Below are 20,425 nucleotides of genomic sequence, written 5' to 3'. Positions count from 1 at the left end.
CCGCAGAGACGCAGGGGACGCAGAGATTTTGGCTAAATGAAAGAGAGTCATCCTGACCAACACTGTTGCTATGGCCATTATATTTGTAACCTTGAAGACTGGGTTTACTGATTTTATGTTGTACTTGATTCCAGCTCCACGGTGTGCATATCGCGTTCCGTCGTTAACATGAAAATAAAATGATTTACTCTGTGTTCTCTGCGTCTCTGCGGTGAATGCTTTTCCTTTAATCAACGCAGAATCTTGAACCTGCATCCCGACCGGAGTATTTTACCGATATGGAAAAACGTCACTACAGCCCCGTCGATCACCTGCTGATGAACGTCGATCTCGGCCTGCGCACCCTGCTGGGCAAGCCGGTGGTGACCGAGCGGCCGAATCCGGCCGATGCGGTCGAGGAGGCCGAGCTGGATGAAGAGCAGAAGGTTCTGGCGGCACGGCTGATGCGTATTAATCACGCCGGGGAGGTCTCGGCCCAGGGGTTGTATCAGGGCCAGGCGTTGACTGCCCGGCTGCCGGATGTCCGCGAGAAGATGGAGCGTGCCGCGCTGGAGGAGAACGATCATCTGGCCTGGTGCGAATCGCGCATCAACCGGCTCGGCGGCCACAAGAGTTATCTCAATCCCCTGTGGTATGCCGGCTCGGTGAGTATCGGCGCCCTGGCCGGGCTGGCCGGCGACAAGTGGAGTCTCGGCTTCGTTGCCGAAACCGAACACCAGGTGGTGCGCCATCTCGACAGTCATCTTGAACAACTGGATGAAAGCGACGCCAAATCCCGCGCCGTCCTGGAGCAAATGAAAGAAGACGAAGGCCACCACGCCACCACCGCCCTGCAGGCCGGCGGCGCCGAACTCCCCTTCCCCGTCAAAAAGCTCATGCAGCTCACCTCGAAGATCATGACCCGCACCACCTATTGGATCTAAAACACAGGGCCGAGTGACGAGGGACGAGTAACGAGTAAAACCTTAACCACGAAGGCTCGAAGACACGAAGGATTAAAGACTGAAAATCTTCGTGACTTCGCGTCTTCGTGGTTGATTTATTTATACTGGAACAAGCAGGTAGGCCCGATATAGCAACGCGGTATCGGGCATCTCCCGGGTTGCCGGACACCGCTTTGCTATGTCCGGCCTACCACTAAAACACAGGGCCGAGTGACGAGGGACGAGTAACGAGGAAACCCTTAACCACGAAGACACGAAGGCACGAAGGCACGAAGGCACGAAGGCACGAAGGCACGAAGGCACGAAGGATTAAAGACTAAAAACTTCGTGTCTTCGAGCCTTCGTGGTTAGTTTATTTATATAGGAATTACGATCGAGAAGCCCGGGTTTTGATCTTCCTCGCCACTCGTCCCTCGTACCTCGTCCCTTACTTGGAAAGTTTGGGCATATTCTGGGCGTAGAAGATTTCCAGCATCTCTTTTTGCAGACGCTGGTGCAGCTGTTTGCGTTTGTTTTCCGGCAGGTCCCCGGCGTTGACGTCGAACAGGTAGTTGTCCAGATCGAATTCCTTGAGGATCATCTTGGTGTGAAAGATGTTTTCCTGGTACATGTTGACGTCGACCATCTGGTAGAGGTTCTTGGTATCCTTGGCCAGGAAGTTCTGGATCGAGTTAATCTTGTGATCGATGTAATGCTTCTTGCCGCGCACGTCACGGGTGAAGCCGCGCACGCGGTAGTCCATGATCACGATATCCGACTCGAAGCTGTGAATCAGGTAGTTCAATGCGCGCAGGGGTGAAATGCGTCCGCAGGTGGAGACGTCGATATCGGCGCGAAAGGTGCTGATGCCGTTATCCGGATGGCTTTCCGGATAGGTATGCACGGTGATGTGGCTCTTGTCGAGATGGCCAACCACCGATTCGGGCAGGGGCCCCGGCGCGGCGTTGGTGTCGAGATCCTCTTCGGGGATGACCGGCTCTTCGGAGATCAGCATGGTGACGCTGGCCCCCATGGGCTCGTAGTCCTGACGCGCCACGTTAAGGACATTGGCGCCGATGATGTTGCTGACCTCGGTGAGTATATTGGTCAGGCGCTCGGCATTGTACTCCTCATCGATATACTCGATATAGGCCGCCTGTTGATCGGCCGTATCGGCATAGTTGACATCGTAAATATTGAAACTCAGGGTCTTGGTGAGGTTATTAAACCCCATCAGACGAATCTTTCTGCTGTGTTTTTTATCCAACAGCTTACCTCTCATTGCACTTTCGCCAGTGGCGGGTGATAGATCATCTGCACAACGTTGCCATCGGGATCATAACAATAAAAGCTGCGCGCCCCATCCCGGTGGGTCTTGGGCCGGGTGCGCATCTCCACCTTATTGGCGCGTAAAAATTCATACCACTCGTCCACCGCCCCGGGGGAGTCGAGTATAAAACCGAGGTGATCGAGATGCTGCGGCCCGCTGAATTCGTCTTCGCTGCGATGCAGCGCCAGATTATCGTTACCGGAGGTGAGATAGACATTGCTGCTGTCCGGGCGCCATTCCACACTCATGCCCAGCAACTCGACATAAAACTGCTCACAGGCAGAAAATTCCCGAACAAACAGGGCGATATGACGTAATCCGGCGGTGGCGGCGGGGCGTTGCATGGTGGTCTCCTGGTGGCCGGGCGCTGAAAGCCGGCCATTTTAAACGAACCGCCGGGGCGCGTCAGGTCTTTTTACCCCGGCCATGAGTAGGCTTCTCGCTCCCCGGCATCGCGCCGGACCGATCAGTCGCTCAGAACAGGGGGGGAATCAGATCGATGCCGCCGAATCGGACTCGCGCCGGGCAAAGACATCACGCTGTACGCTCTCCCAGACGGGATGACCGAACTGCTCGCGTATCCCGTGCGAGAGGGCAATAGAGCCCTCGGCCAGCAGCCGATCGTGGAAGGATTTCAGGTGAAACGGTTTCTCCAGTTGCCTCAGGCGCTCGCGGGTCGCATTAATCAGTGCCCAGCCGGTGGCATAACCCATGGGGACCGTCGGCGAGCGGGTATACCAGCCCAGATCGGCCATCGCCTGCGCGCGGGTGAAGCCCAGCCAGTGCTGCATGCGCTCGGCCGCGCGCTCGACAGGCAGCCCCCGGGTGTGCAGCTCCACATCCAGCATGATGCGCAGGGCCCGCCACAGCCGATCCTTGAGCAGGATAAACCGGGATTCCGGGCTGTCGAGAAATCCCTGCTCCTGCATCAGCTGCTCACAATACAGCGCCCAGCCTTCATACAACGTGGAAGACGGATTCACCAGCCGCGGCAAGCTGCTGGAGCGCCGGCCCCGGTTGGCGGTAACAAACTGCAGGTGGTGGCCCGGCCACGCTTCGTGGACGCAGGTGTGTTGCAGGCTGACGAAGTTGTGCTCGCCCAGCGACGCCGCATTCTCGACCGGAGTAACATAATAGTACCCCTGCTGTTCGGGATCGTTGAACGGCGGCTCCAGATAGGCCGCGAACGGGATCTCGTGGCGCAGGAAGGGCGGTGTCTCGATCACCCTGAGCGATTCGGGTTCCGGCAGGCTGATCAGATCCTGCTGTTCGACGAACGCTTTTGCCGCCAGCATGTTCTCCCGGTATGTTTCCTGCAGCTGTTCGGCGGTCGGATGGCGGGCCTGGATCCTGTCGGTCAGTTGCTGAATATCGTCATTGCCCTGCAGCTCGAACGTGACCTGCTTCAGGGCGGCCAGGGTCTCTTCGAACAGACGTTCTCCCAGGGCATGTAACTGCTCTGCTGAAACCGGCAAGGCGTGACGATGCTGCAACAGCCGTTCAAAGCGTGTCTTGCCACAGGCAAAGTCACCGGCAGCATGGGGCTGCAGCGCCGTCTCCATAAACCGGGCAAATTCATCCACGGCATGTGCCGCCTGTTCCAGCTCGCTGTTCAGCGCATGCTGTAAAAAGATCGGATGCTTGCGCAGGCTGCGCAGATACTCCGCCCCCTGCACCGCTTCAGTGTGTGCGGCCTCCAGCCATAGTGGTGGAATCGCTTCGGGTTCGTTATGCAGATTGGCCTGGGCATTACGCAGATACCGGGGTATCGCTTCCAGGCGGGTTTTCAGATGCTGTTTGTTTAACTTGAGATTGTGCAGGGTAAGCTGATAGATGGCATGGACAGGCAGATAGCGGGCCGGGTCACAATAGCGCCAGTCATGCTCGATTGTCTCGGATAACTCGATGACCGCCGCGCCGTACATCACATCACGATCAACGACCTGGGCCGCGGTCAGTCTGGATGTCTCGATCTCGTCAAGACTGTCGATCAGTTTTTCATTCAATGTATTCAGCGCACCGATATCGTCATCGGCGAACGGTGTCAGTTGCGACTCAAATCCGCGAACCCCCAGATCCACCGCTGTCTCGGGATGAAACCGGAACCATGCCTGATAGTAACTATGCAGCAGACCGGGAAAATCAGACATGACAGACACTCAAAATCTCGGTTTCCGGCTGCTGTACGAAAAAGGCAACCTGAGCCAGATCAGGCGCAGGGATCTGCACTGTTTCGCCTTCATTTGTGGACGGCATGATTGCTCCTTTCATTCGCTTCCATTCGGGGTGGGCGTGCGTATTCAATCGTTCGTTTCGATTACTTCATAATCGTGGCTGATCTCGACACCACCATTGGCAAGCATAATCGAGGCGGAACAATATTTTTCCGCCGACAGCTCCACCGCCCGTTTGACGTGTTTGTCGCTGAGATCCTTGCCGGTGATGACAAAGTGCACGTGTATGTGGGTGAAGACCTTGGGTTCGGATTCGGCGCGCTCGGCATACAACTCAGCATAACAGTCGGTTATTGACTGACGCGATTTTTTCAGAATGTTCACCACATCGAAACTGGTGCAACCACCCATACCGAGCAAGAGCATTTCCATCGGACGAACCCCCAGATTTCGGCCACCGTGCTCCGGAGGCCCGTCCATCACCACGGCGTGGCCACTGCCCGACTCGCCGACAAATGTCGCCTCCTCAACCCACTTGATCCGCGCCTTCATCAGTCTATATCCCTCCAAATTATATTGGTTTACTATGCAACCGGTCTCGAAATTCCTATACTGAAGCAGGCCGCAATTTCGCTGCCATCGCGACCCGCCAGCGGGGTGACGATTTTCTCAATTCAATGATGCGAACCGCCCCGTCTATTGTAAATAGGCATTATTGGTATAACATAGGCGGCAACCGACGTCAGCAAACTCTATTTAAGGAAAAACATGGTTCAGGCCAAGGTTGAGAATACGGGTATTCCCTCGCTGGATAGTTTCCTCGAGCACTGCCACCGGCGTCAGTATCCGGCCAAGAGCGTCATCATCTATGCGGAAGACGACTCGGAAGTCCTGTATTACATCGTCGACGGCTCCGTCTCTGTCCTGATCGAGGATGAAGAGGGGCGCGAAATCGTCCTCGCCTATCTCAACAAGGGCGACTTTTTTGGCGAGATGGGCCTGTTCGACGAGGAGCGCAACCGCAGTGCCTGGGTCCGGGCCCGCACCACCTGCGAAGTGGCGGAGATCAGCTACGCCAAGTTCCGCCAGCTGTACCAGGATCAACCCGACATCCTGTTTGCCATGGCCCGGCAAATGGCCACCCGCCTGCGCGACACCAGTCGCAAGGTCAGCGACCTCGCCTTCATGGATGTCACCGGCCGCGTCGCCCGCACCCTGCTGGACCTGTGCAAACAACCCGATGCCATGACCCACCCCGACGGCATGCAGATCCGCATCACCCGCCAGGAAATCGGCCGCATCGTCGGCTGCTCCCGCGAAATGGTCGGCCGTGTCCTCAAAACCATGGAAGAACAGGGACTGATCTACGTCAAGGGCAAGACTATCGTCGTCTACGGCACCCGCTGAGTGCCGCTTTTCCTGCTCTCTGGGAAGTAACGCGGAGGTCGCGGAGGCGCGGAGTCGCAGAGGTATAATTTTGAATTTTAAGTTTTGAATTGCAGAGCTATATTTAATTCAACATTCAACATTACTTTGTGTTCTCCGCGCCTCTGCGACTCCGCGCCCTCCGCGTTAATCCCGGTATAATTACTACTCAAACAAATCCTTGAGCCTGGCGCCGGGATCGTCGGCGACCATGAAGGCTTCGCCGACAAGGAAGGTGTGGACGCCGTTATCGCGCAGGCGCTTGACGTCGTTGGGGGTATGGATGCCGCTTTCGGTGACGACGATACGATCGTCGGGAATCGACGCCAGCAGTTCGAGTGTTGTTTCCAGCCGGGTTTCAAAGGTGCGCAGATCGCGGTTATTGATCCCGACCAACGGTGTTTCGAGTGCCAGGGCCCGCTGCAGTTCTTCGGCATCATGCACTTCCACCAGTACATCCATCCCTGACTGACGCGCCAGATCGTGCAGCTCACGCATTTGTGCATCGTCAAGCACGGCCACGATCAGCAAAATACAATCGGCACCGATGGCGCGGGCCTCGTGAACCTGGTATGGATCGATCATGAAATCCTTGCGCAACACCGGCAGGGCACAGGCCTCACGGGCCTGCTGCAGAAATTCATCACTGCCCTGAAAAAAATCAATATCGGTCAATACCGACAGACAGGCAGCGCCGCCCTGCTCGTAGGAGCGAGCGATGTCGGCCGGGACAAACGGATCGCGCATCACACCCTTGCTGGGTGAAGCTTTTTTGATCTCCGCGATCACCGCCGGCAGGCTATCCGCCAGGCGTTGTTCGATCGCCTTCGCAAAACCACGCACCGGCGGTGCCTCGGTAGCACGATTCTGTTGTGCTACGAACGGTGTTAACCGCTGGCGCTCGGCAACTTCCTCCTGCTTGCGGTCGATGATCTTTTTTAAAATGTCGGGGGTGTCTGTCACGATATTACAGGTTCCTGAAAATTCAATTTTTACCGCAGAGGCGCAGAGAACACTAAGTAAATCAGAATGCTTAACGTGTTGAATTTTGAATTATATCCGGCTTAACGATTTAAAATTCAACATTAAAAATTATACCTCTGTGTTCTCTGCGCCTCTGCGGTGAAATATTTTCTTTTAAAACGACCTGGACAGTTCGACCAGGGCATCAAGTTTGGCGGCAGCGGAGCCGTCGGCGATGACCTCGGCGGCGCGTTTGACGCCCGCTTCCAGACTCGGCACCAGATCGGCGGCGTAGATCGCCGCCCCGGCGTTGAGCAGGACGATGTCACGGGCCGGACCGGGCTGGTTGTTGAGCAGATTTTTGATTACCTCCAGCGACGCCTCGGCAGTGTCCACTTTCAGTGTAGCCACCTCCGCGCGCTGCAGTTCGAACTGTTCCGGGGTGATGGTATAGCTGCTGACCTCGCCATCCTTGAGTTCCGCCACGTGGGTTGGTGCGCCGATGCTCACCTCATCCATACCGTCCTCGGCATGCACTACCAGCACATGTTTACTGCCCAGCTTTTTAAGCACTTCCGCCAGCGGCACCAGCAACTGCGCGGAGAAGACCCCCAACACCTGGTACGGTGCGCCCGCCGGATTGGTAAGCGGGCCGAGTACGTTAAAGATGGTGCGTACGCCCATCTCACGGCGCGGACCGATGGCGTGTTTCATCGCGCTGTGATGTTTGGGCGCAAACATGAACCCCACGCCCACCTCTTCGACACAGCGCGCCACCTGATCGGGTGTCAGGTCCAGATTGATGCCCGCGACTTCGAGGACATCGGCACTGCCGCATTGGCTGGAAACCGAGCGGTTGCCGTGCTTGGCCACCTGGCCGCCGGCCGCCGCCACCACAAAGGCGCTGGCGGTGGAGATATTAAACGTACTGGCCGCATCGCCGCCGGTCCCGCAGGTATCCACCAGATGTTCACCCTTGACGCTGACTCTCGTGGCCAGCTCGCGCATCACCCCGGCGGCAGCGGCAATCTCATCCACCGTCTCGCCTTTCATGCGCAGCCCCACCAGGAAGCCGCCGATCTGCGCCGGCGTCGCCTCGCCGGTCATAATCAGGCGCATCACCTGCGTCATCTCCTCGCCGGTCAGATCGCGGTTTTCGGTCACCGCCTTGATCGCTTCTGTCATCTCCATTTCTATGCCCCGTTTTTAATTAATATTTACCGCAAAGGCGTTTATGCCCGTTGTTTGGGTGCGGAGGACGCAAAATAACGCTTAATGTTGAATTTTAAGTTTTGAATTTTGAATTAAAAGTCGTGACCTTAATTCATCATTAAAAATTCAACATTCAAAATTATATCTTCGCATCTCTGCGGTAAAATTTATCTTCGGTTTTGCTCCAGAAAGTTTCGCAGCATGTCATGACCGTGTTCGGTCAGGATCGACTCGGGGTGAAACTGGATCCCCTCGATGGCCAGCTCTTTGTGTCGTACGCCCATGATCTCGTCCAACTCGAGGTTATCCTGTCGGGTCCAGGCGGTGACTTCCAGGCAATCGGGCAACGAATCCTTATCGACGACCAGCGAATGGTAGCGGGTCGCTTCAAGGGGATTATCCAGACCTTTAAATACCCCGGTATCATGATGATAGATCATCGAGGTCTTGCCGTGCATGATACTGCCCGCATGCACCACCTTGCCGCCAAAGGCCTGACCGATCGCCTGGTGGCCGAGACAAACGCCAAGAATAGGCAACTTGCCGGCAAACCGGCGAATCGCCTCCACCGACACCCCGGCCTCGTTCGGCGTGCAGGGGCCCGGCGATATCACCAGGTACTCCGGTTTCAACTCGGCGATCCTGTCCAGCGCAATTTGATCATTACGATAAACCTGCACCTCCACACCCAGTTCCCCGAAGTACTGGACCAGGTTGTAGGTAAACGAGTCGTAATTATCTATCATCAGCAACATAGTATACTCCCTGCGAAAAACGCAGAGGACGCGGAGGCGCGGAGACGCGGAGAACTACAATTTATTTGCAACACGATATATACCGTTCTTGATCAATGACGTCCTGAAATTAATAAGCAACCCCAGTTTCCTGCCTGTCAGCTTTAAATAGGTTAGAACCTGAGATTTATGTATATCTTTAATTTCCTCTAGCGATTTCAGCTCGACAACCACCTTGTTATCTACCATAAAGTCAGCTCTATAAACCTGGTCAACCACGATCCCCTTGTATACCAGGGGAATTGGAACCTCTGATTCATATCCGATACCTCGAATCCGTAATTCATGTTTCAGGCATTCATGATATGCCGATTCCAGCAGTCCCGGACCAAGTATCCGATGTACCTCTATCGCTGCACCGATTATTTCTCCTGCGAGATCATTTTCGTGCATATGCAACTCCTTTGCATTATTTAATTCCTCTGCGCCTCCGCGACTCTGCGTCCTCCGCGTTAAATATACCAGCCTATCGGTGCGCCCCGTCCAGGCCGGCTTCGGCGAGGGCGACGGCGCGGAAGATGGCGCGGCCTTTGTTCATGGTTTCGTCCCATTCGTTGCGTGGAACGGAGTCGTGGACGATGCCGGCGCCGGCCTGGATGTGCAGTTGTTTGTCCTTGATCACAGCAGTGCGGATGGCGATGGCGGTGTCCATGTTGCCGGACCAGGAGAGGTAGCCCACCGCACCGGCATAGACGCCGCGCTTGACCGGTTCGAGTTCGTCGATGATCTCCATGGCGCGAATCTTGGGCGCGCCGGATACGGTGCCGGCCGGGAAGGTGGCGCGCAGCACGTCCATGTTGGACATGCCGGCTTTGATCTTGCCGGTGACGTTGGAGACGATATGCATGACGTGGGAATAACGCTCCACAGCCATGTTTTCGGTCACCTGAACGCTGCCGGTCTCGGCAATACGGCCGACATCGTTGCGCCCCAGATCGATCAGCATCAGGTGCTCGGCCCGTTCCTTGGGATCGGCGAGCAGTTCGGCTTCCAGGGCCCGATCCTGTTCGTCGCTCTTGCCGCGCGGGCGGGTGCCGGCAATCGGACGTACGGTGACAGTCTCGTCCTCCACCCGCACCAGGATCTCCGGCGAGGAGCCGACGATGTGAAAATCGTCCAGATCCAGATAGAACATGTAGGGCGAGGGATTGAGACTACGCAGCGCGCGATACAGATCCAGCGGCTGCGCCTCGTAGGGGATCGACAGGCGTTGAGACAGCACGACCTGCATCACATCGCCGTCCACAATGTACTGCTTGGCCTTTTCCACCGCCGACTCGAAGCCCTGCTGCGTGAAGCCGGAAACAAAGTCGTCTTCATGGATCTTCAGCGAGCGCGTCTTGGGCGGCCGGGGCGGGGTTTCCTGCAAGCGGGCAATCAACTGATCCAGCCGCGCCTGTCCCTGTTGATAGGCGCCGCTCTGCCCCGGATCGACATAGAGCACGACATAGAGCTTACCGGAGAGATTATCGAACACCACGATCTCGTCGGAGACCATCAGCAGGATATCCGGCAGGTGCAGTGCGTCGTCGTTGGGACACGTTGCCAGCCGCGGCTCGATGTACCGGATCGTGTCATAGCCGAAATAACCGACCAGGCCGCCGTTGAAGCGCGGTAACCGGTCGTCCTCGAGGACCCGGTAGCGGGCGTAAAAGGCTTCGATCCAGGCCAGCGGATCGCTGGCCTGTTCCTGTTCGATGATCTCGCCGTTGTGGTAGAGGCGAATATCGTGGCCGTGAATGCGCAGGACCGTCTGGCAGGGCAGGCCGATGATGGAATAACGGCCCCATTTCTCGCCGCCCTGCACCGATTCGAACAGGTAGCTGTAGGGCCCGTCGGCCAGCTTGAGATAGGTACTTAAGGGGGTATCGAGATCGGCCAGCACCTCCCGCACCAGCGGGACGCGGTTATAGCCCTGATTGGCGTACGCCTGAAATTGTGTCTCGTTCATAAACTGTCACCTGAAGAGTTGCCATCATATACCAAAAACCGGAGTCACCGCCTCACCAGTGGCGCCATCGGTTAGAGGTATTGTTCAGCAGGTTTGGCATCTTCAGGTCACAGTTGTCGTTCAGGCCGCGCCGCGCGCCGCCTGTTTGAGTAAATCGGGCAGCTCGGCCATGGAGTCGATCACCGCGTCGGGATTCGCCTCGCGGATATCCACGCCGTGGTTGTAGCCGTAGCTCATACAAACGATCTGGAACCCGGCGGCCCGCGCGGCGGTCACATCGCTGACCGAATCGCCAATCATCAGTGCCTGCGACGGCTCGACGCCGAAAAACTCGGCTACGTGCAGCAACGGCTGGGGATCGGGTTTCTTCTTCGGCAAGGTGTCGCCGCTGACCACGATCTCGAAATAATCGTACAGACCGAACGCCTTGAGCAGCGGAACGGTAAACTGTTCCGCCTTGTTGGTCACGCACCCCAGCCGGTAACCCGCCTGTTTGAGATACTCCAGCCCTTCCTTGACGCCCGGATACGGCTTGCTGCGCTTGCTGGTGTTCTCGGCATACAACTCCAGATAAACTGGATAGGCCTTATCGAACAGTGCATCGTCCGGTTCGCCGTCGAGCTGGCCGATCAGCGTCCGGCGAACAAGACGCTCAACACCATTACCGACCCATTCACGGACCTTCGGCTCGCCGGGTTCCGGCATGCCCAGCCGTTTCATCATCTCATTCGCGCAATAAGCAAGATCCGGCACACTGTCCACCAGCGTGCCGTCCACATCGATCAAGATCATTTCCGGTTTTTTCAGCATTTCAGATTCCTGCATTAAAACGCAGAGGACGCGGAGTCGCAGAGGCGCGGAGAAGACAATATGCTTGCCGATCAAAACCGAAACAATTCATTGCTCTGCGTCTCCGCGGCTCCGCGAACTCCGCGTTACTTTCCCGCCCTATGGTTAACCCGCCTTGGCCAGTTCTTCCCGCATCTGTTTGATGATGGAATCATAACCGTTGGGATCGCTGTCCTGGCCCTTGCCGAAAATTGCCGAGCCGGAGACAAAGGTATCCGCGCCCGCTTCCGCGATTTCGCGGATATTGTCGGCTTTGACGCCGCCATCGACTTCCAGCTGGATGTCATAACCGGATTCGTCGATCAGTTTGCGTGCTTCGCGCAGTTTGTCGAGGGTGCCGGGGATGAAGGACTGGCCGCCGAAGCCGGGATTGACCGACATCAGCAAAATCATGTCGACCTTGTCCATGACATGCTTGAGGTAATCCAGCGGGGTGGCCGGGTTGAACACCAGCCCGGATTTGCAGCCGCTGTCGCGCACCAGCTGCAGGGAGCGATCGATATGGTCGGAGGCTTCCGGGTGGAAGGTGATGTAGGTGGCGCCGGCCTCGGCAAAGTCGGGAATAATCCGATCCACCGGCTTGACCATCAAGTGCACGTCGATAGGCGCGGTCACGCCATGCTTGCGCAGGGCTTCGCAGACCAGCGGCCCGATGGTCAGGTTGGGGACATAATGGTTGTCCATCACATCAAAATGGACAATGTCGGCACCCGAATTCAGTACGTTGACCACTTCCTCGCCCAGGCGGGCAAAGTCCGCGGACAGGATGGACGGGGCAATTTTATAATCGGCCATGGGTTCGCCTCTTCGCTTGATAATATTTAAAATATCGCCGGCCGCGCCCGTGGCGCGGCCGGCTGGAAAAATGAACCGCAGACTTTACCTGATCAGTTCGGATTTTTCAGCATTTTGTGGCAACATATGGGCTGGTTTTGCCAGCGGTCGCCGCCGACACAGGCCTATAAACCCTTTAAAATACAAGGTATTACGGCGCCGACGTTGTATGACACCTTATTAATTAGTATGAGCTGAACAAGGTCTCGGGAAAAGCCCCCTGCACACGTCGCCAGGGCCGGCAGTGCGCGCTTTGCGGCGTATCTGCGCTGAAATAATAAAAACCCAAGGAATCGTTTTATGAATATGAACAGTCTCTTGATTGCCCTGCACTTGCTCTCCGCCGTCATCTGGGTGGGCGGAATGTTTTTTGCCTATGTATGCCTGCGCCCTGTAGCCGCCACGCAGCTTGAGCCCCCAGTGCGATTGACACTCTGGGTCGGCACCTTCGGCAAGTTCTTCCCCTGGGTCTGGGCCAGTGTCATCCTGTTGCCGCTGACCGGTTACTGGATGCTGTTTAGCCTGTTCGGCGGATTTGCCAACGCCCCGATCTATATCCACCTGATGAACGGCATCGGCATTATCATGATCCTGATCTACCTGCATGTCTTCTTTGCGCCTTATCGACGCCTGAAACAGGCAGTCTTGCTGCAAGACTGGCCGACCGGCGGCCAGAAACTCGGGCAGATCCGGATGCTGGTGGGACTCAATACCCTGCTGGGGGTGATTACCGTGGCCATTGCCAGTGGCGGGCGCTACTTCGGCTGAACGAGAAACATCAAAAGCTTAACCACGAAGACACCAGGACACGAAGGTTTTATTGTTAACTCGTTCTTCGTGTATTGGTCTCTTCGTCAACTGCCGTCCTTGCTTTACGACCACACTCTATTCCGAAGTGACGGTGCGTGAAACGCACCCTACTCTCTGAAAAAGCTTAACCACCAAGACACAAAGACACCAAGTAAAAATTAATAATAAAAACTTCGTGACTTCGTGGTTTGTTTGTCTTTTCCCTACCTCACACCGCACTCTATTCCGATGTGACGTTGCGCGGATTGCACCCTGACCGCTGGTTTGCCTGAACGATATTAACCACTAAGATTCGATGCCCGACGTATTCAACTATTATTTTCTTTGTGCCTTGGTGTCTTGGTGGTGTGCTTTTATGTCAAAACGATATGCCGGCTTTTTAACTTTCACGTGATTTTTTGATCAGTTCGTGGGCTTCTTTAATCTCCTGGGCCTTTTCGTTGGCCATCTTGATCATCTCCTCGGGCATGCCCCGGGACACCAGTTTGTCCGGGTGGTGCTGGTTCATCTGGCGCCGATAGGCCTTTTTGATCTCGGCATCGCTGGCCTCTTCACTCACGCCCAGCAGTTCATACGCCTGCTTTAACTGATCGGCCGTCGGCCGGCCGCTCGGCCCGCGACCCGCGCCGGCGCCGGTATGTTGCTGATGGAACTGCCGCTGGGCCTGGACCATCCCGAGTAACTGTTCGAATTGCGCCGCACTGAAGCCCAGCCGCTGGGCAATATGGCGCAGCACATTCTGCTCCCTGGGATGCATGACACCGTCGGCATAGGCGGCATGGGTCAGGACCTCCAGAAACATTTGCAGCAGGGTGCGCCGGCGCCGTGTCTCCTGGCGGAACTGCTCCAGTACCGCATCGAGATCAAAATCGGGCTGTTTCCCCTGATTAAACAGTTCGATGGCAGCGCGTTTTTGCTGCTCATCAAGACGCATCTGGTGCATCACCCCGCGGGCCATCGCGATCTCGTCTTCACTCACCCGCCCGTCGGCCTTGGCCACGTACCCCATGGTGGAGAACAGCGCGGTGAAAAAGGCCATCTGCACCCGCTCCTGCTCACCCGGGCGAGACGGGCCACCGAGTTGTTTCTGCAAGTTCAGGCCGCGATCAAATTGATGACCGAGCACCCCGCCCAGCAGCGCACCCAGGGGCCCGCCCAGCATAAAGCCGAACGCCCCGCCGACAACCTTGCCCCACCAGCTCATAAGAACAGGGCCGAGGGACGAGTGACGAGGGACGAGGGGAAATGCCCCAACAAATAATATTTTTTCTGAAACATACTCATTTTCTGTTGTGCTTGTATCAATATTTTAACCACGAAGTCTCGAAGTTATAAAATAATATTCTTCGTGTCTTCGTGGTTTGCTCTTTCCTTATTTCACGACCCCTTCTCGATCCCGAGATGATGGTACATAGTACGCACCCTACCCCTATTTTCTGCTGCCCCTGTAAGCATTTTAACCACGAAGACACGAAGTCTCGAAGTCTCGAAGTCTCGAAGTTATAAAATAATATTCTTCTTCGTGTCTTCGCGTCTTAGTGGTTCACTTTCCCATACTTCACGACCTGATCACGATTCCAGGGTGACGGTGCGTGGAACGCACCCTATCCCTGTCACGACGGAGCGCTCCTACAGACAAAATGTTTTTTCCTCGTCACTCGTCCCTCGTCACTCGGCCCTTCGTCGTCATGTGACGACGAGCGTACCACGGTACATTTGCATCTGGCAGGTGAAGTCGTATTCGCCTTTTTCCTGTGGCGTGAGGGTGATCTCTTTGTATTGATCCACCGGCAGTTCGGCGCTGATGTTGAAATCGGAAAAGATCACCTGTTCGGCACAGGGGCTGGGGTCCTTGCGTAAAAAGCGCAGGGTGATCGGCTGGTTGGCGGGGACTTCAATGCGCGAGGGGGTGTAGACGCCGTCGTCCACCAGGATATCGACGCTGTCGCTGTCAGCGCGGCGTTGCACGCTGGCGGGTTTGGCCAGCCAGAACCACCAGACAATGGCCAGCATCAGAACCAGCCCCAGAAGATTAACCAGCCAGATCATGATTGGGCTCCCGATTTAAACCAGCGCAGGCGGTTGGCGTTACTCACCACGGTCACCGAGGACATGGCCATGGCGGCGCCGGCGATCATTGGATTCAGCATGACCCCCATCAACGGATAGAGAATCCCGGCGGCCACCGGGATGCCCAGGCTGTTATAGACAAACGCGCCGAACAGGTTCTGCTTGATGTTACGCAGGGTAGCGTGGGAGATGGCGATGGCGTCGGCCACCCCATGCAGTGAGCCGCGCATCAGGGTGACGTCGGCGCTCTCGATGGCCACGTCGGTGCCGCTGCCGATGGCGAAACCGACATCGGCCTGGGCCAGTGCCGGCGCATCGTTAATGCCATCGCCCACCATGGCCACGATCTGCCCCTGTTGCTGCAGTTGTTCGATATGCCGGTTCTTGTCCTGCGGCAGGACTTCGGCGATCACCGCGTCGATCCCGACCTGGTGGGCCACCGCCTGCGCCGTCGCCTCGCTGTCGCCGGTGAGCATGATCACCTTCAGCCCCAGCTGTTGCAGGCGCCGGATCGCTGCACTCGAGTCCGCCTTGATCGGATCGGCCACCGCCACGATGCCGACCAGCCGCTGACCCCGGGCCAGGTACATGGGCGTTTGTGCCTGCCCGGCCAGCTGTTGCGCCTGGCCCTCCAGTTCGCCGATATCGATGCCCTGGCGCTGCATCAGGCGGGCGTTGCCCAGATAGCCCGGCTCACCATCGAGCCGGGCGCTCACCCCCTGGCCGGTGATCGCCTCGAACTGCTGGATCTCGGAGAGGGTGATCTCGCGCTGTTTTGCCGCCTCGACAATGGCGTGGGCCAGCGGGTGTTCGGAGCCCTGCTCCAGGCTGGCGGCCAGTTGCAGCAGCTGTTCCTCGCTGTAATCGGGCGCCGGCACCAGATGGGTCACGGTCGGACGCCCGACGGTCACGGTACCGGTCTTGTCCAGCACGATCGCCTCCAGCTTGCCTGCCTGCTGCAGGGCCTCGCCGTTACGGATCAGGATGCCGTGTTCAGCGGCCTTGCCGACCCCGACCATGATGGAGATGGGGGTGGCCAGCCCCAGCGCACAGGGACAGGCGATGATCAGCACCGTCACGGTCGCGACGATGGCATGGCTGAGCAATACCGGTCCTCCCAGGTTATACCAGATCAGGAACGTGGCCACCGCGACCAGCAGCACCGCCGGCACGAACACCCCCGCGACCTTGTCCACCAGCCGGCCAATGGCCGGTTTGCTCGACTGGGCGCGGCGCACCATCTCGATGATCTGCGCCAGCACCGTGTCGGCGCCGATGCGTTTGGACTGGAACAGGAAGGTGCCGCTGACGTTGATGGTGCCGGCGACCACTTCGTCGCCCACCTGCTTGGCTACTGGCAATGGCTCACCGGTGAGCATCGATTCGTCGACACTGGAGTGGCCGTCGATCATGTCACCGTCCACCGGGATCCGCTCGCCGGGGCGGATGCGCAGGGTCTCGCCCAGACCAACCTCGTCGATGGGCACGTCCTGTTCCTTGCCCTCGCGCACCACCCGCGCGGTCCGCGGCTGCAGGCCAATGAGCCGACGGATCGCCTCGGAGGTCTTGCCCCGGGCGCGCATCTCCAGCGCCCCGCCCAGATTGACCAGGGCGATGATCACCACTGCCGCCTCGAAATAGGCGTGCTGAGCCAGGGTCGGGACCGTCTCGGGGAACAGCACCACCACCATGGAATAGACCCAGGCAGAGCCGGTACCCAGCGCGATCAGGGTATCCATATTGGCGTTGTGGACCCGAAAGGCCTTCCAGGCACCGGTGAAGAAATGGCCCCCGGCGTAGATCAGCACCCCCAGGGTGAGCAGCCCCAGCAGCAGCCAGATCGGCTGGCCCAGCTTGGTATTCAGCGCCGGCAACAGCCCGCCCATGTCGCCGATCACCAGTGGCACCCCGAGCAGCCCCGCCACCGCGGTCTTGCGCAGCAGGCGGCGGTAGTGGGCCATCTCCGCCGCCTCCTTGTCGGCCTCGGCATTCTGCCCTTTCATCTCGGCGGCGTCGTAACCGGCCTGTTTGACAGCCTCTACCAGTTTGTCAGCGCTTACATCGCCCTCGACCGTGGCAGTGTGTTCGGCGAAATTCACCGCCGCCTGCTCGACGCCGGGCACCGCCTGCAGCGCCTGCTCAACACTGGTCACGCAACCGGCGCAGCTCATACCACTGATGGAGAGTCGGGTCGCACTCATCGCCAATACCTCTTGATTAATTCAGGAGCCGAATGACCGGGCCACTTGCCCCGACTCAAACCCATACTTTGAAAACGTGAAAGTATTCACACAATGGCCTCATTATCACAGCGTGGATCCCCCTTATAATCGACCGCGACGGATCACGCTGATCCGGACCCGCTCACATCGACTAATGACAGGATACTCCCCGGCAGCATGGCGCCCGCTATCGACCCCCGGCTTTATGACCGCCTGGAAGAGATTACTCTGCCCGGCATCGTCGCGCGTCTTAACACGATGATCAACGATCTCGCCTGCAGTACCGCGGATATCGCCGGAATACTTCAGCAAGATACCACACTGACAAACCGTATCCTGAAAATCGTCAACAGTCCCTTTTATAACTTGCCACCACAGATTGACGATATTTCCACGGCCATCACCCTTGTCGGCCCGCACGGGTTGAGAGACATTGTCATGGCCACGGCCCTGATCAGACAATACAACCAGTTCCCCGAAGGCGTGGTCACCCCAGAACAATTCTGGCGCCACAGCCTCGCCGTGGCCAGTGCCGCCCGGACTGTGGGCGAACGCATGCAGATCGCGAATACCGAGCGCCTGTTTATCGCCGGTCTGCTCCACGATATGGGTAAACTGGTGATGTATTTACTGGGACCAGAAAAATCCCGCGAGGTTCTGGCCCGGGCCCGTCAGGGTGAGAACAGGCTGTGCCACATTGAGCGGGATCTCTTCGGTGCGGACCATGCCGAAGTTGGCGCCCTCTTGCTGCACCAATGGCGCATGCCCGAAGCGGTGATCGAAGCGGTAGCCCTTCATCATCAACCCGCCCTGGCGAAACACGACATCCGACAATCCGCTATCGTGTATCTGGCCAACGCCATCGGTAACACCATTGAAGCTCCTATCAGCCCGAATGCCGATCTGCCTGTCGATACCCGTATCTGGGACATGCTGGATCTGGACCCCGGCGAAGGGGATGACCTGACCGATGAGTCCCGGCAGACGCTGCAGTATGTTTTGCAGGCGATGCACCCGGAACTGACGGAGTGCTGAGTTCCGATTTCCGATTTCCGATTTCCGATTTCCGATTTCCGATTTCCGACTCCCGACTCCCGACAGGTAGCGGCAGTCGAGTAATGTTATGATGCGGCTTTATTTCCTGGGCGAGCGTTGATTTAAATGGACATTACCCTGGTCAGTGCCTTTATCGTCGGGCTGTTCAGCAGTCTGCATTGCCTGGGAATGTGTGGCGGGATCATTGGCGCGTTGACTTTCAGCCTGCCGCCGTCGATCCGTGAACATCGCTGGCAGCTGTTGCGCTACATTTTTGCTTATAACTTCGGCCGTATCACCAGCTATACGGCCGCCGGTGCCCTGCTGGGCTGGCTGGGTGACAGCCTGTTCAATATCCTCAGTCCCGATGCCGGGCACCTGATCCTGCAAGGTATCGCCAGCGCCATAATGGTCGGTATCGGTCTCTATCTGGCCGACTGGTTCCCCCGTTTTGCCATGGTCGAGCATCTGGGTAAGCCGCTGTGGAGCCGCCTGCAACCCTGGGGGCAGAAACTGATTCCGGTGCGCTCCCCCTGGCATGCCTGGCTGTTCGGCCTGATCTGGGGCTGGTTGCCCTGCGGACTGGTTTATTCCGCACTGATTATCTCGGGTACCAGTGGTAACGCCGGTTACGGTGCGCTGTTCATGTTGAGTTTCGGTCTCGGGACTTTGCCTTCGGTAATGACCGCCGGTATATTAACCGGATGGATAGCAAGGCTGTCCCGCTTGACCCAGGTCAAAATCGGCGTGGGCTTACTGTTGATAGTATTGGCTATCATAAGCTTTTATCTGACCTGGGCGCACGGTCATCAACATGTTGCTGTGGGAAATTTGCCATGAATGACGCATTCACACATCTACTGGGCCAGGCTCCGGCCTTTCTTGCCACCCTGCGCTCGGCACAGTTAATCGCCGCCACCGAGGTCACCACCCTGATCAGCGGCGAAACCGGTACCGGCAAGGAGCTGTTGGCGCAGGCCATGCACCAGACGAGCTCGCGCAACCGCACGCCGATGATCAATATTAATTGCGCTGCCCTGCCCGATAACCTGGTCGAGACCGAACTGTTCGGTTACCGGCGCGGCGCATTCACCGATGCCCATCAGGATCAGCCGGGCAAGCTCAAGGCCGCCGACGGCGGCACCCTGTTTCTGGATGAGGTTGCCGAACTGCCCCTGCCGGTACAGGTCAAGCTCCTGCGTTTTCTCGAATCGGGCGAGATCCAGCCGCTGGGTCAGACCACGACAGAAAAGGTGGATGTGCGAATCATTGCCGCCAGTAACCGGGATCTGTATACGCTGGTGAAGGAAGGTCTGTTCCGTGAAGATCTCTATTACCGCCTGAACGTGGTACCGCTGCATCTGCCACCGTTGCGCGAACGTTTTTCCGATATCGAACTGCTGCTGGGCAAGCTGACAGCACGCCTGGCGATCTACCATCGCCTGGATGCGCCCCGTTATACCACTGCCGCCATTGAGGCCCTGCAGGCTTACACCTGGCCCGGCAACGTGCGCGAACTGCGTAACTTCTGCGAGCGCATGTTAGTGCTGCTGCCCGGCAAGAGCCTCGATGCCGGCAACCTCCCGGCGGAGATTGTCCGTCCCGTCAGTCCCGGTCAGGAGGATTCACTGCAACTGCCCGGTACGGGCGTACAGCTTGATGACCTGGAAGCGAGCATGATTCGCCAGGCACTGGAGCGCGTCACCGGCAACCAGAGCAAAGCCGCCCGGCTGCTCGGCATCACCCGCAGCGCGCTGATCTACCGTATAAAAAAATACGCCATTGAGTAAAAGCGCTCACCACCAAGACGCGAAGACACCAAGAAAATAAATA

General features: G+C 57.4%; 20 protein-coding genes. 6 read left to right on the top strand and 14 right to left on the bottom strand.

The window, feature by feature from the left end; translation table 11 throughout:
• Window positions 1–278 precede the first annotated feature (278 nt).
• Complete coding sequence (gene coq7, locus EDC23_RS03105; protein ID WP_134081020.1) at window positions 279–923, top strand: 2-polyprenyl-3-methyl-6-methoxy-1,4-benzoquinone monooxygenase; 645 nt, start codon at window positions 279–281, stop codon at window positions 921–923.
• Between the two features lie 448 nt (window positions 924–1,371).
• Here coq7 and speD read toward each other — a convergent pair whose 3' ends face one another.
• From speD to EDC23_RS03085, 4 genes are all read right to left on the bottom strand, one after another.
• Complete coding sequence (speD, locus tag EDC23_RS03100; RefSeq protein ID WP_399359070.1) at window positions 1,372–2,190, bottom strand: adenosylmethionine decarboxylase; 819 nt, start codon at window positions 2,188–2,190, stop codon at window positions 1,372–1,374.
• Between the two features lie 11 nt (window positions 2,191–2,201).
• Window positions 2,202–2,597 (bottom strand): VOC family protein, encoded by a 396-nt coding sequence (locus EDC23_RS03095; protein ID WP_134081016.1) that lies wholly within the window; start codon window positions 2,595–2,597, stop codon window positions 2,202–2,204.
• A gap of 147 nt (window positions 2,598–2,744) precedes the next feature.
• Window positions 2,745–4,403 (bottom strand): DUF885 domain-containing protein, encoded by a 1,659-nt coding sequence (locus tag EDC23_RS03090; RefSeq protein ID WP_134081014.1) that lies wholly within the window; start codon window positions 4,401–4,403, stop codon window positions 2,745–2,747.
• A gap of 150 nt (window positions 4,404–4,553) precedes the next feature.
• The gene (locus tag EDC23_RS03085) at window positions 4,554–4,979 is read right to left on the bottom strand and encodes an OsmC family protein (RefSeq protein WP_134081012.1); all 426 of its coding nucleotides are present in this window, start codon (window positions 4,977–4,979) and stop codon (window positions 4,554–4,556) included.
• Window positions 4,980–5,195: 216 nt separating this feature from the next.
• Here EDC23_RS03085 and crp point away from each other — a divergent pair, with 216 nt between their 5' ends.
• A complete protein-coding gene (gene crp, locus EDC23_RS03080; protein WP_134081010.1) occupies window positions 5,196–5,834 on the top strand; it encodes a cAMP-activated global transcriptional regulator CRP in 639 nt (212 codons plus the stop codon).
• Window positions 5,835–6,017: 183 nt separating this feature from the next.
• On the opposite strand, the gene trpC is transcribed toward crp, so the two are convergent.
• From trpC to rpe, 7 genes are all read right to left on the bottom strand, one after another.
• On the bottom strand, window positions 6,018–6,815 hold the full coding sequence (trpC, locus tag EDC23_RS03075) for an indole-3-glycerol phosphate synthase TrpC (protein WP_134081008.1): 798 nt from the start codon (window positions 6,813–6,815) through the stop codon (window positions 6,018–6,020).
• Window positions 6,816–6,989: 174 nt separating this feature from the next.
• Window positions 6,990–8,006, bottom strand: a complete 1,017-nt coding sequence (trpD, locus tag EDC23_RS03070; RefSeq protein ID WP_134081006.1) for an anthranilate phosphoribosyltransferase — start codon at window positions 8,004–8,006, stop codon at window positions 6,990–6,992.
• A gap of 188 nt (window positions 8,007–8,194) precedes the next feature.
• Complete coding sequence (locus EDC23_RS03065; protein WP_134081004.1) at window positions 8,195–8,782, bottom strand: aminodeoxychorismate/anthranilate synthase component II; 588 nt, start codon at window positions 8,780–8,782, stop codon at window positions 8,195–8,197.
• Between the two features lie 54 nt (window positions 8,783–8,836).
• The gene (locus EDC23_RS03060) at window positions 8,837–9,214 is read right to left on the bottom strand and encodes a GxxExxY protein (protein WP_134081002.1); all 378 of its coding nucleotides are present in this window, start codon (window positions 9,212–9,214) and stop codon (window positions 8,837–8,839) included.
• Window positions 9,215–9,287: 73 nt separating this feature from the next.
• The gene (trpE, locus tag EDC23_RS03055; protein WP_134081000.1) at window positions 9,288–10,772 is read right to left on the bottom strand and encodes an anthranilate synthase component I; all 1,485 of its coding nucleotides are present in this window, start codon (window positions 10,770–10,772) and stop codon (window positions 9,288–9,290) included.
• Window positions 10,773–10,892: 120 nt separating this feature from the next.
• Window positions 10,893–11,582: a phosphoglycolate phosphatase gene (locus tag EDC23_RS03050; protein WP_134080998.1), complete on the bottom strand. Its 690-nt coding sequence runs from the start codon at window positions 11,580–11,582 to the stop codon at window positions 10,893–10,895.
• A gap of 144 nt (window positions 11,583–11,726) precedes the next feature.
• A complete protein-coding gene (rpe, locus tag EDC23_RS03045) occupies window positions 11,727–12,416 on the bottom strand; it encodes a ribulose-phosphate 3-epimerase (RefSeq protein ID WP_134080996.1) in 690 nt (229 codons plus the stop codon).
• 339 nt (window positions 12,417–12,755) lie between these two features.
• Here rpe and EDC23_RS03040 point away from each other — a divergent pair, with 339 nt between their 5' ends.
• Window positions 12,756–13,223, top strand: coding sequence for a CopD family protein (locus tag EDC23_RS03040; RefSeq protein ID WP_134080994.1), 468 nt, complete (start codon window positions 12,756–12,758; stop codon window positions 13,221–13,223).
• Between the two features lie 421 nt (window positions 13,224–13,644).
• On the opposite strand, the gene djlA is transcribed toward EDC23_RS03040, so the two are convergent.
• The 3 genes from djlA to EDC23_RS03025 form a co-directional block, all read right to left on the bottom strand.
• Window positions 13,645–14,469, bottom strand: a complete 825-nt coding sequence (gene djlA, locus EDC23_RS03035; protein ID WP_134080992.1) for a co-chaperone DjlA — start codon at window positions 14,467–14,469, stop codon at window positions 13,645–13,647.
• A 482-nt stretch (window positions 14,470–14,951) separates the two neighbouring features.
• Window positions 14,952–15,314 carry a cupredoxin domain-containing protein gene (locus EDC23_RS03030; RefSeq protein WP_166668755.1) on the bottom strand — a complete coding sequence of 121 codons (363 nt, stop codon included), beginning with the start codon at window positions 15,312–15,314 and terminating at the stop codon, window positions 14,952–14,954.
• Window positions 15,311–17,536 carry a heavy metal translocating P-type ATPase gene (locus tag EDC23_RS03025; RefSeq protein WP_134080990.1) on the bottom strand — a complete coding sequence of 742 codons (2,226 nt, stop codon included), beginning with the start codon at window positions 17,534–17,536 and terminating at the stop codon, window positions 15,311–15,313. The genes EDC23_RS03030 and EDC23_RS03025 overlap by 4 nt, the downstream gene beginning before the upstream one ends.
• Window positions 17,537–17,734: 198 nt before the next feature.
• Here EDC23_RS03025 and EDC23_RS03020 point away from each other — a divergent pair, with 198 nt between their 5' ends.
• The 3 genes from EDC23_RS03020 (at window position 17,735) to EDC23_RS03010 (ending at window position 20,382) form a co-directional block, all read left to right on the top strand.
• Window positions 17,735–18,592 (top strand): HDOD domain-containing protein, encoded by an 858-nt coding sequence (locus EDC23_RS03020; protein WP_134080988.1) that lies wholly within the window; start codon window positions 17,735–17,737, stop codon window positions 18,590–18,592.
• 126 nt (window positions 18,593–18,718) lie between these two features.
• A complete protein-coding gene (locus tag EDC23_RS03015) occupies window positions 18,719–19,432 on the top strand; it encodes a sulfite exporter TauE/SafE family protein (protein ID WP_134080986.1) in 714 nt (237 codons plus the stop codon).
• Window positions 19,429–20,382, top strand: a complete 954-nt coding sequence (locus EDC23_RS03010; RefSeq protein ID WP_134080984.1) for a sigma-54 interaction domain-containing protein — start codon at window positions 19,429–19,431, stop codon at window positions 20,380–20,382. The genes EDC23_RS03015 and EDC23_RS03010 overlap by 4 nt, the downstream gene beginning before the upstream one ends.
• Window positions 20,383–20,425: the final 43 nt, after the last annotated feature.

This window comes from Thiohalophilus thiocyanatoxydans (assembly GCF_004366735.1).
GTDB lineage: Bacteria > Pseudomonadota > Gammaproteobacteria > UBA6429 > Thiohalophilaceae > Thiohalophilus > Thiohalophilus thiocyanatoxydans.
This window is presented reverse-complemented; position numbering and strand designations above follow the sequence as displayed.

Coding starts and splice junctions, on each gene's coding strand:
- EDC23_RS03060 (WP_134081002.1), bottom strand. CDS start 9,214: ATGCACGAAAATGATCTCGCAGGAGAAATAATCGGTGCAGCGATAGAG.
- EDC23_RS03085 (WP_134081012.1), bottom strand. CDS start 4,979: ATGAAGGCGCGGATCAAGTGGGTTGAGGAGGCGACATTTGTCGGCGAG.
- rpe (WP_134080996.1), bottom strand. CDS start 12,416: ATGGCCGATTATAAAATTGCCCCGTCCATCCTGTCCGCGGACTTTGCC.
- EDC23_RS03040 (WP_134080994.1), top strand. CDS start 12,756: ATGAATATGAACAGTCTCTTGATTGCCCTGCACTTGCTCTCCGCCGTC.
- EDC23_RS03020 (WP_134080988.1), top strand. CDS start 17,735: ATGGCGCCCGCTATCGACCCCCGGCTTTATGACCGCCTGGAAGAGATT.
- crp (WP_134081010.1), top strand. CDS start 5,196: ATGGTTCAGGCCAAGGTTGAGAATACGGGTATTCCCTCGCTGGATAGT.
- EDC23_RS03025 (WP_134080990.1), bottom strand. CDS start 17,536: ATGAGTGCGACCCGACTCTCCATCAGTGGTATGAGCTGCGCCGGTTGC.
- trpE (WP_134081000.1), bottom strand. CDS start 10,772: ATGAACGAGACACAATTTCAGGCGTACGCCAATCAGGGCTATAACCGC.
- djlA (WP_134080992.1), bottom strand. CDS start 14,469: ATGAGCTGGTGGGGCAAGGTTGTCGGCGGGGCGTTCGGCTTTATGCTG.
- coq7 (WP_134081020.1), top strand. CDS start 279: ATGGAAAAACGTCACTACAGCCCCGTCGATCACCTGCTGATGAACGTC.
- EDC23_RS03050 (WP_134080998.1), bottom strand. CDS start 11,582: ATGCTGAAAAAACCGGAAATGATCTTGATCGATGTGGACGGCACGCTG.
- trpD (WP_134081006.1), bottom strand. CDS start 8,006: ATGGAGATGACAGAAGCGATCAAGGCGGTGACCGAAAACCGCGATCTG.
- EDC23_RS03030 (WP_166668755.1), bottom strand. CDS start 15,314: ATGATCTGGCTGGTTAATCTTCTGGGGCTGGTTCTGATGCTGGCCATT.
- EDC23_RS03095 (WP_134081016.1), bottom strand. CDS start 2,597: ATGCAACGCCCCGCCGCCACCGCCGGATTACGTCATATCGCCCTGTTT.
- EDC23_RS03015 (WP_134080986.1), top strand. CDS start 18,719: ATGGACATTACCCTGGTCAGTGCCTTTATCGTCGGGCTGTTCAGCAGT.
- EDC23_RS03010 (WP_134080984.1), top strand. CDS start 19,429: ATGAATGACGCATTCACACATCTACTGGGCCAGGCTCCGGCCTTTCTT.
- EDC23_RS03065 (WP_134081004.1), bottom strand. CDS start 8,782: ATGTTGCTGATGATAGATAATTACGACTCGTTTACCTACAACCTGGTC.
- EDC23_RS03090 (WP_134081014.1), bottom strand. CDS start 4,403: ATGTCTGATTTTCCCGGTCTGCTGCATAGTTACTATCAGGCATGGTTC.